This window comes from Streptomyces sp. WAC 01529, assembly GCF_003945545.1.
In the GTDB taxonomy this organism is placed as follows: Bacteria; Actinomycetota; Actinomycetes; order Streptomycetales; family Streptomycetaceae; genus Streptomyces; species Streptomyces anatolicus.
This window is the reverse complement of sequence record NZ_CP029617.1, coordinates 3642530-3656241: the sequence shown is the minus strand read 5'-3', so window position 1 is coordinate 3656241 and position 13712 is coordinate 3642530. Positions and strand designations below refer to the sequence as shown.

The following is a 13712-nucleotide window of genomic DNA, read 5'->3' as shown; positions in this document are numbered from 1 at the left end:
GGTGTAGGCCCAGGGGCCAGGAGAAGGTAGCGTGCGTAGCGCGCCTGCGGCGGTTGTTCTCGGCCGCGCGCCTCTCGGTCATCCCGCAGAATGGGTGACGTAGGTGCGCCTGAGAACGTCGGGCGCGGACGTTGACGCGGCCCCCTGGTCCGCTCCGTCCGCCCCCCGCGTAAGGGTGGCGCACTCGTGAGACGGCGTAGGAGAGAAGCGATACCTGTGAGCGCAGCGACAACGCGAAGCCGTACCCCGCGCACCCCGCGTACCCCCGACCGCCTGTGCGCCGAGGCGGTCGGCCTCGCGCGCGCCGCGGCCGAGGAGGCCGCCGCGCCGGGGGTGGTCGGTGAGCATGTCGAGGTCGTCGTCGAGGGCGACCGCGTCGTCACGCACATGTTCGAGTGCAAGGAGTTCGGCTACCGCGGCTGGCGCTGGGCGGTGACGGTGGCCCGTGCCTCGCGGGCGAAGGTCGTCACGCTCGACGAGACGGTTCTGTTGCCCGGCCCCGACGCCCTGCTGGCCCCCGAGTGGGTGCCCTGGAGCGAGCGGCTCCGGCCCGGCGACATGGGCCCCGGTGATCTGCTGCCGACGGACGCGGAGGATCTGCGTCTGGAGCCCGGTTTCACCGGTGAGGAGGAGCCGCCGCCGAACTCCATCGTCTCGCAGGAGATGGCGGAGCTTGCCGAGGCCGAGGACGCGGAGGTCACGGCGGGGTCGCCCGCCGAGCTGCTGGTGGCCCCGGCGCGGGGCTCGATCGCGGCGATCGCCGATGAGCTGGGCATGCGCAGGGCGCGGGTCCTCTCGCGGTACGGGCTGCATGTCGCCGCCGACCGCTGGGAGGAGTCGCACGGCGCGAAGACCCCGATGGCGCAGGCGGCGCCCGCGGCGTGCGTGAGCTGCGGGTTCCTGGTCGCGATCGGTGGCTCGCTCGGGCAGGCGTTCGGGGTGTGCGCCAATGAGTTCGGGCCTGCGGACGGGCATGTCGTGTCCCTTTCGTACGGGTGCGGGGGGCACTCCGAGGCGGCGGTCATGCCGAAGCCGCCGCGGCCGGCGCCGCCGGTGCTCGATGAGACGCGGGTGGATGTGTTGCCGCTTCGGCCTTCGGCGGATTCGGGGTCCGTCTCGGTGGAGGGCCCCGGCGAAGAGCTGGGCCACAGCTAGCGTCAACGCCCGGCGGGCCTTGGCGTGGTTCCGGGCCGGTGTGCCTGGCTTCCCGCGCCGCGTCCGGCGGGCCTCGCCGTGGCGCGCGGCTGGGGGCCGGTGCCGCCTATGGGTTTCCGGCGCCGAGCGCTCGGCGCTGCCCGGGAGCGAGCCTGGGCCGAGTCGGCCCGCGCAGCGGCTGGCCCGCTGGCTGCGCCCGCATCTCCGGTTCGGGAGCGGTCTCGTGCTGACGTGGCCCGTACTGCCCGCTCAGGTGCCTGCCGCGGCGCGGTCCTCCCGTCGCCTCCCCCCTCGGTGCTCTGCTCGGTGTAGCGGCGCCCCTTCGTCCTGCGCTTAGAACCGCGCCCCGTCGCCGCTTCGCGGCGCTGCGGCGCGGTCCGCCGTCGCCTCCCCCGGTGCTCTGCTCGGGGGAGCGGCGCCACCTCGTCCTGCGCTTCGAACCGCGCCCCGTCGCCGCTTCGCGGCGTTTTCCCCACCCACCCGCCCTTCCCCCACGCCCCGTGGCAAACGGGCGGGCGGGTAGGACAACCGCCGCGAAGCGGCAAAAAACGGCGACCCCTACAGCGCGGGGTAAACGGGTGGGTGGGTGGGGCAGCCGCCGCGAAGCGGCGAAGGGCCTTAGCCTCTGCGGCGCGGGGCAAACGGGTGGGTGGGTGGGAGGCATGCCGCGAAGCGGCGAATAGCGGTGACCCCGTCAGCGCGGGGCAAGCGGGCGAATAACCGGGCCCCCCAGGCCCCCCCAGCCCCCCACCAGGACGCGATAGCGTTCGCCCGCAAGACCACCCCGCCCCACAGTGGAGTGCAAACCCCCAGCCCAGCGGGGTCCCCTGGACAGCCCAGGCCCACCGCTCCAGCCAGCGCCGCGCCCCCGCGGAACCCATGAGGAGAGACCCGTGAGCAAGACCGTGCGGCCGGCGGCCGAAGGTACGGATCCCTTCGGCACCGCCCGCCTCCGCCGCGGAGTCCTCGACGCCTGGGCGGCCGCCCCCGCCCGCTTCCGCGAGGACGCCAACGCCGAGGAAGACCTCGCCCTCGGTGGCTACCGCGACCGCCTCGTCGTCGAGCTGGCCCAGAACGCCTCCGACGCCGCCGCCCGCGCCGGCGTCCCCGGCAGGCTCGCCCTGACGCTCCGCGACGGCGTCCTCGCCGCCGCCAACCGCGGCGCCCCCCTCGACGCCGCCGGCGTCGAGTCCCTGTCCACCCTGCGCGCCTCCGCCAAGCGGGAGGAGAGCGCGGAACAGCGCGGCCAGAGCGTCGGCCGCTTCGGCGTCGGGTTCGCCGCCGTCCTCGCCGTCAGCGACGAACCCGCCGTCGTCGGACGCACCGGCGGCGTCCGCTGGTCGCTCTCCGAGGCCCGGGAGCTGGCCGCCGAGACCGCCCGGTTCAGCCCGGGGCTCGGCGACGAGATCCGGCGGCGGGACGGCCACGTACCCCTCCTGCGCCTCCCCCTCGCCGCCGAGGGCACCGCCCCGGAGGGGTACGACACCGTCGTCATCCTGCCCCTGCGCGACGCCGCCGCCGAAGACCTCGTCGCCCGCCTCCTCGGCGAGGTCGACGACGCGCTCCTCCTCGCCCTGCCGGGGCTTGAGGAAGTCACCATCGAGACCCCGGACGGCGCCACCCGCGCCACCCGCACCCTGCGCCGCCGCGCCGAAGCCCCGTACACCGTCGTCGAGGACAGTCGCGAGGGCACCACCCGGTGGCGGACCGTCAGCCGGCAAGGGCCCCTCGACGCCGCCCTCCTGAAGGACCGGCCCGTCGAGGAGCGGCTGCGGCCGCACTGGGCGGTCACCTGGGCCGTCCCCGCCGACAGCGCCGGCGCCCCGGAGCGGCCCCGCACCACCCCCGTCGTGCACGCCCCGACGCCCAGCGACGAGCCGCTCGGCGTACCGGCGCTGCTCATCGCCTCGTTCCCGCTGGACACCGCCCGGCGGCACGCCGCGCCGGGGCCGCTCACCGACTTCCTCGTGCAGCGGGCGGCGGACGCGTACGTCGAACTGCTCGGCGACTGGCGGCCGGTGGGCGAGGAGATCATCGGCCTCGTCCCCGGGCCCCTCGGCCAGAGCGAGCTTGACGGCGCCCTGCGCCAGGCCGTCCTCGAACGGCTGCCCCGCACCTCCTTCCTGCCGCCCGCCCTGCCCCGCGTCGAGGACGACGAGGACGGGCTGCCCGAGACCTTGCGCCCCCGGGACGCGGAGGTCGTGGAAGCCGCCGGTGCCGACACCGTCCGGGTGCTCGCCGAGGTGCTGCCCAGCCTGCTGCCCGCCGGTCTCGAGCGCCGCGCCGAGCTGCGCACCCTCGGTGTCGCCCGCGTCCCGCTGACCGAGGCGATCGACCGCCTCGCCGGTCTGGAGCGGGAACCCGACTGGTGGCGCCGCCTTTACGACACCCTCGCCGGGGTCGACCCCGACCGGCTCTCGGGGCTGCCCGTGCCGCTCGCCGACGGGCGTACGACCATCGGGCCCCGCCAGGTCCTGCTGCCCGCTCCCGGCGACGAGCGCGACCCCGCGTCCCTGGCCCGCCTCGGCCTGAAGGTCGCCCACCCCGAAGCCGCCCACCCGCTGCTCGAAAAGCTCGGCGCGCTCCCCGCCACGCCCCGCGCCGTCCTGACCACCCCGCAGGTACGCGCGGCCGTCGCCGCCTCCCTCGACGACGACACCTGGGACGAGGACGCCCTGGACGCCGAGGAGTTGGCGGACGTCGTGCTCGCCCTGGTGCGGGACGCGAACCTCGCCCCCGGTGACGAGCCCTGGCTCGCCGCCCTCGCCCTGCCCGACGAGGACGGCGAACTGACGCCCGCCGGTGAACTCGTCCTGCCCGGCAGCGACTTCGCCCAGGTCATGCGCGAGGACGAACTGGCGCTCGTCGAGCAGGAGTTGGCCGACCGCTGGGGCGAGCAGCCGCTGGCCGCCTGCGGGGTGCTCGCCACCTTCGCGCTCGTACGCGCCACCGATGTCGTCCTCGACCCGGACGAACTGGAGCCCCGCGACGGCGACTTCGCCGAGCCCGACGACGCCGGTCTCCTGGACGCCGTCGACGTGTGGTGCGAGGACCTGCTCGACCGGCTGCCGGGCACCCCGGTGCCGCCGGTCGCCACGGAGGTCGTCGCCGTACGGGACCTGGACCTGGTCGACGACGAGTGCTGGCCGCGAGCGCTCGCGATGCTCTCGCGCCCGCCGCTGCGGGACGCGCTGACCCAGCCGCTGCGGGTGCTGCTGCCCGACGGCACGACGCAGACCGTCCGCTCGTACACGGCGTGGTGGCTGCGCGGCCACCCCGTGCTCGACGGCCGCCGCCCCGCCGGACTGCGCGCGGAGGGCAGCGATCCGCTTCTGGCGGGGCTGTACGACGCGGCGGACGCCTCCGGGTTCGGCGACGAGCAGGTCCTGCGGGCTCTCGGCGTACGTACGTCCGTCTCCGCCCTCCTTGAGGAGCCGGGCGGCGCCGCCGAACTCCTCGACCGACTCGCGGACCCGGAGCGGACCGTCTCCCCCGGCCAACTGCACGCCCTCTACGGCGCGCTGGCCGACCTCGACCCCGAACAGGTCACGCTTCCCGACGAGTTGCGCGCGGTGGTGGACGGCGAGGTCGTGGTGGTCGACGCGGCGGACGCCGTGGTCGCCGACGCCCCCGACCTGCTGCCGCTGGCCGGTGCCGTGGCGCTGCTGCCCGTCGACCCGCGCAAGGCCGGTGACCTGGCGGAGCTGTTCCAGGTGCGCAGGCTGAGCGAGACGGCGGCCGTCGACCCGGCGGGCCAGGGCGTCGAGCGCGCGGTGCCCGAACCGGTGCGGATCCTGCTGGGGGCGACGACCCCGCACACGTACGTGGAACACGACGAACTGATCGCGGGCGGTGTCGAGCTGGACTGGCGGCGCACCCCGGACGGCACCGTGCACGCGGCGACCCTGGAGGGTGTGGCGGCCGGTCTTGCCTGGGCGGCGGGACAGTGGCCGCGCCGCTTCGAGGTGGCGGCGCTGCTCGAAGACCCCTCGCGGACGGCGGAGTTGGCGCGGGACCGCTGGTTCGACTGACGGGCGGCCGGCGGCCGTTACCCGGAATGTCTGCTTCCGTCCCGTTGATTGTCTGCTTCCGTCCCGGCCAACGGGGCGGAAGCGGGCATTCCGTAAGTTGGTTGCATTTTCTTCAATCGTCGTACAACCGTTCGCCTTTGACGCGAGTCTGATCTTGCGAGTCAACAGACTCCTAGATCACTTGGTTCCCGCGTGAGGGCGTCACGCACCGTGGGAACCCCTTCTCCGACTGGGGAAACACATGCGCATCCGTGCCACCGTGGCCGCACTGTCCGGCACCCTGGCTCTGTCCGCACTCGCTCTCCCGGCCGCCCAGGCCGCCGACGGTCCGAACCTCCCGAAGCTCGACGCCCTGGTCGCCAAGGCGCCGGCCGACGAGGTCGAGGGCGACACCAAGATCACGAAGGTCACCGTCAACGGCGGCAAGGCCATCGTGCTCGGCACCACCGAGAAGAAGAAGTTCACCATCGATGTCACCGCGACCGACCCGGAGGGCATCTTCGGCGCCGACGCCTTCCTCTGGCACGGCACGGACCTCGACAGCGAGAACGGCATCGACGGCCTGATGATCTCGGACGGCGACGCCAAGTGCACGGTCGTGAACGCGACCACCTCGACCTGCTCGGTCGCGGTCACCGCCGACCCGAAGAGCGACTTCTACAGCAACATCGTGGCCGGCAAGTGGCACGTCGGCGCCTCGGCGATCGGCGACGACGGCGACTTCATCAGCAAGGACAAGGCGCCCTCGGACGCCCGTGTCCTGCGCGCCGCCAAGCTCACCACCAACGCCTCCCCGGAGCCGGTCAAGAAGGGCAAGACCATCACGGTCACCGGCGCCCTGACCCGCGCCAACTGGGAGACCTACAAGTACGCCGGCTACACCGACCAGTCCGTGAAGCTGGAGTTCAAGAAGAAGGGCTCCAGCACGTACTCCACCGTCAAGACGGTGAAGTCCGGCTCGAAGGGCGCCCTGAAGACCACCGTCACGGCCTCCGCCGACGGCAACTACCGCTACGTCTTCGCGGGCACGTCCACCACCGCGCCCGTCACGGCCACCAGCGACGCCATCGACGTCCAGTAGACACGGCTCACGCCGGCACGCGGCGGTCCACCCAGCGGTAGATGACCTCGATGGCCAGCGAGGCCACCGCCGCGATCGCGACCGCCGCCCACGGCATCGTCGTGCCCACCAGCTTCAGCTGGAAGAAGTCCTGGAGCCAGGGCACGGTCAGCACGAGCAGGAAGCCGAGACCCATCGCGCCGATGAGGCCGATCCGCCACCACGTGTAGGGGCGGGCGATGATGGCGAGCACCCACATGGCGATCAGGAACAGCGCCAGGGTGGCCGCGCTGGTCTCGGCTTCCCGCGCGCCCGCGCCCTCGTAGTGGTGCCGGGCCAGGAGATACGTCGCGAAGGTGGCGACGCCCGCGATGACGCCGCCCGGGATCGCGTACCGCATGACCCTGCGGACGAAGTGCGGCTGCGCGCGCTCCTTGTTGGGGGCGAGCGCCAGGAAGAACGCCGGGACACCGATCGTCAGCGTGGACAGCAGCGTCAGATGGCGCGGCAGGAACAGGTACTCGACCTGCGAGCAGACCACGAGCAGCGCGAGGATCACCGAGTAGACCGTCTTGACCAGGAACAGCGTGGCGACGCGCGTGATGTTGCCGATGACGCGGCGGCCCTCGGCGACGACCGAGGGCAGCGTCGCGAAGCTGTTGTTGAGGAGCACGATCTGGGCCACGGCCCGCGTCGCCTCCGAGCCCGAACCCATGCTCACGCCGATGTCGGCGTCCTTCAGGGCCAGTACGTCGTTCACGCCGTCGCCCGTCATCGCGACCGTGTGCCCGCGTGACTGGAGGGCGCCCACCATGTCGCGCTTCTGCTGCGGGGTGACCCGGCCGAAGACCGCGTTGTCGTCCAGGGCCCGCGCCATCTCGTCCTTCTCGGCGGGCAGCCGCCGCGCGTCCACCGTGTTCTGCGCGCCGGGCAGGCCGAGCTTGCCCGCGACCGCGCTCACCGAGACCGCGTTGTCGCCCGAGATGACCTTGGCGGCCACGTCCTGCTCCTCGAAGTAGCGCAGGGTGTCGGCGGCGTCGGGGCGCAGCCGCTGCTCCAGGACGACCAGCGCGGTGGCGTCGGCCCTGTCCGCCACGTCCGGGTCGTCCAGGTCGCCGGCCGCGCGGGCGAGCAGCAGGACGCGCAGGCCCTGCTGGTTCAGCTCCTCGATCTCGGCGAGGGCCGGGTCGTCGTCGGGCAGCAGCACGTCGGGCGCGCCGAGCAGCCAGGCGGACGCGGTGCCGTCGCCCTCGCTGAAGGAGGCGCCGCTGTACTTGCGGGCGGAGGAGAAGGGCAGGGACTCCGTGCAGCGCCACTCCTCGCTGTCGGGGTAGGCGTCGATGATGGCCTGGAGGGAGGCGTTCGGGCGCGGGTCGGATTCGCCGAGGGCGCCGAGGACCTTACGTACGTACTCCTCGTCGGAGCCGTTCAGCGGGCGCAGCTCGGTGACGTCCATGCCGCCCTCGGTGAGGGTGCCGGTCTTGTCCAGGCAGACCGTGTCGACGCGCGCCAGGCCCTCGATCGCGGGCAGTTCCTGGACGAGGCACTGCTTGCGGCCGAGCCGGATCACTCCGATCGCGAAGGCGACGGAGGTGAGCAGGACGAGCCCCTCGGGGATCATGGGGACGATCCCGCCAACGGTGTAGGCGATGGACTCCTTGAAGTTGTCGTCCTTGACGACGAGCTGGGAGATGACCAGGCCGATGGAGGTCGGCACCATCAGCCACGTCACGTACTTGAGGATCGTGGAGATGCCGGAGCGCAGCTCGGAGTGGACGAGCGTGAAGCGGCTGGCCTCCTCGGCGAGCTGCGCGGCGTACGCCTCGCGGCCGACCTTGGTGGCGGTGAACGAGCCGCCGCCCGCGACCACGAACGAGCCCGACATCATCTGGTCGCCGGGCTTCTTGACTACGGGGTCCGCCTCGCCGGTCAGCAGCGACTCGTCGATCTCCAGGCTCTCGGTCTCGACGGCCTCGCCGTCCACCGGGATCTTGTCGCCCGGCCCCAGCTCCACCAGGTCGCCGAGGACGATCTCGGAGGTGGAGATCTCGGCGGCCCTGCCGTCGCGCCGCACGGTCGGCTTGGCCTCGCCGATGACGGCCAGGGAGTCCAGGGTCTTCTTGGCGCGCCACTCCTGGATGATGCCGATGCCGGTGTTGGCGACGATCACGAAGCCGAAGAGGCTGTCCTGGATCGGCGCGACGAAGAGCATGATCACCCAGAGCACGCCGATGATCGCGTTGAAGCGGGTGAAGACGTTGGCCCGGATGATCTCGGCGAGGGAACGGGAGCTGCGGACCGGTACGTCGTTGACCTCGCCGCGGGCGACCCGCTCGGCGACCTCGGCGGCGCTCAGCCCCCGGGGCCGTCCCTCGGGCGGCGGGACGGGGTGGACCGGGTCGAGTTCGGCGCCCGCGTCGATATGCGTCATGCATTCGACGGTAAGGGCGGTGCTGAGGCTTCACCCCTTGAATGCCCCAAAGATCCGACCAGGGTAGGACGGGCCCGGTCCCGTGGTCGTACGGGCTATTCGGGCTGAGTGACCTTCGACCTCTTGATGGCGGCGTCGCGCACCCGTACGTACCAGATGCCGATGAGGCCGAGCCCGGCGCCGGCCAGGCAGGTCCACACCCACCAGGTCAGGTCCCGGTCGTCGAACCAGCCGTAGAAGGGGAGCTGGACGAGGAAGAGGACGAACCAGAGGATCGTGCCGCCGGTGATGGTGGCGACCACGGGGCCCTCCAGGGGCTCCGGCGCCTCGTGCTTGGGGGTCCACTTCGCCATGGCCCCAGCTTATGCCGGGCCCCTGGGCCCAGGTGACGGGCCGCCCCCCGGCCCCCTGGGCCCAGGCGACGGGCCGTCCCGCTCCTTGCGCGCCAAGGGTCTACGCGCGGAGATAGCGATTTCGGCTTCATGTATTCATACTGAAACGGCTTATGAATGGCCGGTTGCTTTCGTACGAAAACACAAATTCGGCTCAGCTCATCACAGGTCACGAGGTTTTCCATGTCCCCCTCGGCCAGCGCCCCGGTCGACGCCAGCAAAGAGCCCCCGAAGCCCCCGCAGGGCGGTCTCGACGGCTACTTCAAGATCAGTGAGCGGGGCTCGACCCTGGTCAGGGAAGTCCGCGGCGGCTTCGCCACCTTCTTCGCGATGGCCTACATCATCGTGCTGAACCCGATCATCCTGGGCAGCGCGAAGGACATGTACGGGCACCAGCTCGACAACAAGCAGCTGGTCACCGCGACCGTGCTCACCGCCGCCTTCACCACGCTCCTCATGGGTGTCATCGGCAACGTCCCGATCGCGCTCGCCGCGGGCCTCGGCGTGAACACCGTCGTCGCCCTCCAGCTCGCCCCGCGCATGTCGTGGCCCGACGCCATGGGCATGGTCGTCCTCGCGGGCTTCGTCGTGATGCTCCTCGTCGCGACCGGCCTGCGGGAGCGGGTGATGAGCGCCGTGCCGCTCGGGCTGCGCAAGGGCATCGCGATCGGCATCGGCCTGTTCATCATGCTGATCGGCCTCGTCGACTCCGGCTTCGTCTCGCGCATGCCGGACGCCGCGCACACCACGGTCCCGCTCCAGCTCGGCGGGGACGGCCACCTCAACGGCTGGCCGGTGCTCGTCTTCGCGCTCGGCGTGCTGCTCACGCTGGCGCTGATGGTGCGCAAGGTGCCGGGCGCCATCCTCATCAGCATCGTCGTCATGACGCTCGTCGCGATGATCATCAACTCCGTCGCCACGGTGCCGTCCTGGGGTCTGACCACGCCCGAGTGGCCCGGCAACCCCGTCTCGACGCCGGACTTCGGGCTCGTCGGCGAGATCAGCCTGTTCGGCGGCTTCGAGAAGGTCGGCATCCTGACCGGCGTCCTCTTCGTCTTCACCGTGCTGCTCTCGTGCTTCTTCGACGCGATGGGCACGATCATGGGCATCGGCGACGAGGCCGAGCTGACCGACGCCAACGGCAACATGCCCGGCATCAACAAGGTGCTCTTCGTCGACGGCATCGCGGTCGCCGCGGGCGGCGCCTCCTCCTCGTCGGCCACCACCTGCTTCGTGGAGTCCACGGCGGGCGTCGGCGAGGGGGCGCGCACGGGCCTCGCGAACGTCGTCACCGGCGGGCTCTTCGCCGTCGCGCTCTTCCTCACGCCGCTCGCCACGATGGTCCCGTCCCAGGCGGCCACTCCCGCGTTGCTCGCGGTGGGCTTCCTGATCCTGTCCGGGTCCATCCGGCAGATCGACTGGAGTGACTACACGATCGCGATTCCCGCGTTCGTGACGATGCTCATGATGCCGTTCACCTACTCGATCACCAATGGCATCGGCATGGGGTTCATCACGTTCACCGTGCTGCGGCTGGCGGCGGGGCGGGGGCGGGACGTTCCGGCTGCGATGTATGCGGTGTCGGCCGTGTTCGCCTTCTACTACCTGATGCCCGCGCTGGAACTGACGTAGGTCTGACGTGGGCACGTGCGGGTGTGTGGGGGCTGGTCGCGCAGTTCCCCGCGCCCCTTCGGGGCGCCTCCCTCGCGCTCCCTTCGGGGCGCGCCTGGCTCACGCCGCTCCGTAGAGCTTCTCCGTCTCCTCTACTGACCTCGCGAAACGTTCGTCGAAGTCGTCTCGAATGAGCGTCCGGACCACATAGTCCTGGACGCTCATTCCTCTTTTCGCGGCGTGCGCCCGGAGCCGGTCGTGCAGCTCACCGTCTATCCGCAGGCTGAGCACTGTCGATCCCATGCGGGACAGGTTCCCGGCCACTCACGGGGGACACCCGTCTTTCCGTCGCCCACTCACTCTTACGGGTGACGGATGGGTTTGGTGGTCGAGAGGCGGGGAAACCAGGTGGTCCTTAGCTAGGGTAATGAGTTACTCTAACGAACATGCCGGACCTCTCCCATGGTGACGACGCCGTCGCCGTGAACGCCCTGCGCTCCGCCGTGATGCGCCTGTCCCGTCGACTCAAGCACCAGCGTGTCGACGAGTCGCTGAGCCCCACTGAAATGTCGGTGCTCGGCACCCTCGCCCGCTGCGGCCACGCCACTCCGGGCGAGCTGGCCCGCAAGGAGCACGTGCAGCCGCCGTCGATGACCCGCATCGTCGCGCTGCTCGAAGCCAAGGGCCTGGTCCGGCTGGAGCCGCACCCGGAGGACCGCCGCCAGAAGGTGGTCACCCAGACCGAGACCGCCGAGGCCATGCTCGAAGAGAGCCGCCGCAAGCGGAACGCCTGGCTGGCCGGGCTGGTCGAGCACCTGGACGAGGACGAGTGGGCGCGCCTGCGCGCCGCCGCCCCCGTCCTGGAGAAGCTCGCCCACCTGTAGTCCGCCGCGCGGCCGCAAGTCCGTAGCCACAGCCCATAGCCGACAGCCGCCGGGCGTGGGCCCAGCCCCCGCCCGCCCTTCGTAAGCCAGAGGAAACGACCCACGTACGCCAGAGGAAATGACCCTTCGTACGCCAAAGGAGGCGAACCCACTTTGAGTACGGGATCCGGAGCAGACTCCGCCCCCGCACCAACCGCCCTCGACAAGCCCGACCGCCCTCGCAAGTCCTCGATGTTCAGCTCGCTGAGGATCCGCAACTACCGGCTCTTCGCGACCGGTGCCGTCGTCTCGAACACCGGCACCTGGATGGCCCGCATCACCCAGGACTGGCTGGTGCTCAGCCTCACCGGCTCCTCCGCGGCCGTCGGCATCACCACGGCCATGCAGTTCCTGCCGATGCTGCTTTTCGGCCTCTACGGCGGCGTGATCGCCGACCGCTTCGCCAAGCGGAACCTGCTCTTCTGCACCCAGGGCGCGATGAGCGTCAGCGGCCTCTTCCTCGCCGCGCTCACCCTCAGCGGACACGTCCAGGTCTGGCACGTCTACGTCGCGGCCTTCTTCACCGGCCTCGTCACCGTCGTCGACAACCCGACGCGGCAGTCCTTCGTCTCCGAGATGGTCGGCCCCGACCAGGTCCGCAACGCCGTCTCGCTGAACTCGGCGAACTTCCAGTCCGCCCGCCTGATCGGCCCCGCCGTGGCGAGCGGCCTGACCGCGGCCGTCGGACCCGGCTGGGCGTTCCTCGCCAACGGCCTGTCCTTCCTCGCGCCGCTCACCGGTCTGCTCCTGATGCGCACCGACGAGCTGCACGCCACCCCGCGCAAGCCGCGCGGCAAGGGACAGCTGCGGGAGGGTCTGAACTACGTCTCCAAGCACCCCGAGCTGATCTGGCCGATCGTCCTCGTCGGCTTCGTCGGCACGTTCGGCTTCAACTTCCCGATCTGGCTGAGCGCCTTCGCGGACGACGTCTTCCACGGCGGCGTCGGGATGTACGGACTCTTCAACACCCTGATGGCCCTCGGCTCGCTGGCCGGTGCGCTCCTCGCGGCCCGCCGCGGCACCTCGCGGCTGCGACTGCTCGCCGGGGCGGCGCTCGCCTTCAGCGTGCTCCAGATCGCGGCGGCCTTCGCGCCCGAGCTGTGGATGTTCGTCGCGCTGATCGTGCCCATCGGCATCCTCGGCCTGACGGTGAACGTCACCGCCAACTCCTCGGTGCAGATGGCCACCGACCCCGAGATGCGCGGCCGCGTCATGTCCCTGTTCATGATGGTCTTCACCGGCGGTACGCCGCTGGGCGGACCGCTCTTCGGCTGGCTCGCGGACGCCTATGGCGTACGGATCAGCATGGCCGTCGGCGGCCTGGTCTGCGCGCTCGCCGCGGTCGGCGTGGGTCTGATGCTGGCGCGCGCGGCGAACCTGCGGCTCAAGGTGGACCTGCGCCGCGGCCGGCAGCACGTGCGGTTCGTGCCGCGGGAACGGGAGCGGGAGCTGGCGACCGTGGCCTGACGCGCCCACGTGGGCTCCCGTCGGGGCTAGCGTCGCCCCATGAGACTCTTCGCGGCCGTGCTGCCGCCGGACGCCGTCGTCGCCGAACTCGCGGCGGCGGCGTCCGGGCTGCGGGCGCTCCCTGGCGCCGAGGCCCTGCGCTGGGCGCCCCGCGACAGCTGGCACTTCACGCTGGCGTTCATGGCCGAGGTGCCACAGGAGACCGTGCCGGACCTCACCACCCGCCTGGCGCGGGCCGCGCACCGCACCCCGCCCTTCGCACTCGCCCTGCGCGGCGGCGGGCGCTTCGGGGACCGAGTGCTGTGGGCCGGGGTCACGGGGGAGGTGGCCGCGCTGCGGCTCCTTGCCCAGCGGGCGGAGGCGGCGGCGCGCAAGGCGGGCCTCGCGAGGGAGGAGGACCGGCCCTACCGCCCCCATCTGACGCTGGCGCGCGGTTCCGGCGGAACGGACCTGCGGCCGTACGCCGATGCGCTCGCGTCCTTCGCGGGCACGTCCTGGACGGTGGACGAGCTGACGCTCGTACGCAGTGAGCTGCCGAGGAGCGGGGTGCCGGGGGAGCGGCCGCGGTACGAGACGGTCGGGCGCTGGCCACTGGGAGGCGGCGACCGGGAGCGGGAGGCGGGCGGTTAACCTCGACGGTGT

The 13712-nt window shown here is 71.9% G+C and carries 10 protein-coding genes; 7 read left to right on the top strand and 3 right to left on the bottom strand.

What is annotated here, in order from left to right; genetic code table 11:
• The first annotated feature begins 216 nt into the window (after positions 1-216).
• The 3 genes from DMA15_RS16240 (at position 217) to DMA15_RS16230 (ending at position 6267) form a co-directional block, all read left to right on the top strand.
• A complete protein-coding gene (locus tag DMA15_RS16240; protein WP_125513490.1) occupies positions 217-1155 on the top strand; it encodes a DUF3027 domain-containing protein in 939 nt (312 codons plus the stop codon).
• Positions 1156-2048: 893 nt separating this feature from the next.
• Positions 2049-5186, top strand: coding sequence for a molecular chaperone Hsp90 (locus DMA15_RS16235; protein WP_125513489.1), 3138 nt, complete (start codon positions 2049-2051; stop codon positions 5184-5186).
• A gap of 241 nt (positions 5187-5427) precedes the next feature.
• Positions 5428-6267 (top strand): calcium-binding protein, encoded by an 840-nt coding sequence (locus DMA15_RS16230; RefSeq protein ID WP_125513487.1) that lies wholly within the window; start codon positions 5428-5430, stop codon positions 6265-6267.
• Positions 6268-6274: 7 nt separating this feature from the next.
• Here DMA15_RS16230 and DMA15_RS16225 read toward each other — a convergent pair whose 3' ends face one another.
• Both DMA15_RS16225 and DMA15_RS16220 read right to left on the bottom strand, forming a co-directional pair.
• Entirely contained in the window at positions 6275-8677 is a 2403-nt protein-coding gene (locus DMA15_RS16225; RefSeq protein ID WP_125513485.1) for a cation-translocating P-type ATPase, read from the bottom strand.
• 95 nt (positions 8678-8772) lie between these two features.
• A complete protein-coding gene (locus tag DMA15_RS16220) occupies positions 8773-9030 on the bottom strand; it encodes a DUF2530 domain-containing protein (protein ID WP_125513483.1) in 258 nt (85 codons plus the stop codon).
• Between the two features lie 222 nt (positions 9031-9252).
• On the opposite strand from DMA15_RS16220, the gene DMA15_RS16215 reads away from it, so the two are divergent.
• Complete coding sequence (locus tag DMA15_RS16215; protein WP_125513481.1) at positions 9253-10701, top strand: NCS2 family permease; 1449 nt, start codon at positions 9253-9255, stop codon at positions 10699-10701.
• Positions 10702-10800: 99 nt separating this feature from the next.
• Here the strand turns inward: DMA15_RS16215 and DMA15_RS16210 are convergent, their stop codons facing one another.
• On the bottom strand, positions 10801-10983 hold the full coding sequence (locus DMA15_RS16210; protein ID WP_125513479.1) for a toxin-antitoxin system HicB family antitoxin: 183 nt from the start codon (positions 10981-10983) through the stop codon (positions 10801-10803).
• A 143-nt stretch (positions 10984-11126) separates the two neighbouring features.
• On the opposite strand from DMA15_RS16210, the gene DMA15_RS16205 reads away from it, so the two are divergent.
• From DMA15_RS16205 to thpR, 3 genes are all read left to right on the top strand, one after another.
• Positions 11127-11564, top strand: a complete 438-nt coding sequence (locus tag DMA15_RS16205; RefSeq protein WP_055532087.1) for a MarR family transcriptional regulator — start codon at positions 11127-11129, stop codon at positions 11562-11564.
• Positions 11565-11717: 153 nt separating this feature from the next.
• The gene (locus DMA15_RS16200; RefSeq protein ID WP_164551768.1) at positions 11718-13070 is read left to right on the top strand and encodes an MFS transporter; all 1353 of its coding nucleotides are present in this window, start codon (positions 11718-11720) and stop codon (positions 13068-13070) included.
• 39 nt (positions 13071-13109) lie between these two features.
• On the top strand, positions 13110-13700 hold the full coding sequence (gene thpR, locus DMA15_RS16195; RefSeq protein ID WP_125513477.1) for an RNA 2',3'-cyclic phosphodiesterase: 591 nt from the start codon (positions 13110-13112) through the stop codon (positions 13698-13700).
• Positions 13701-13712 lie beyond the last annotated feature (12 nt).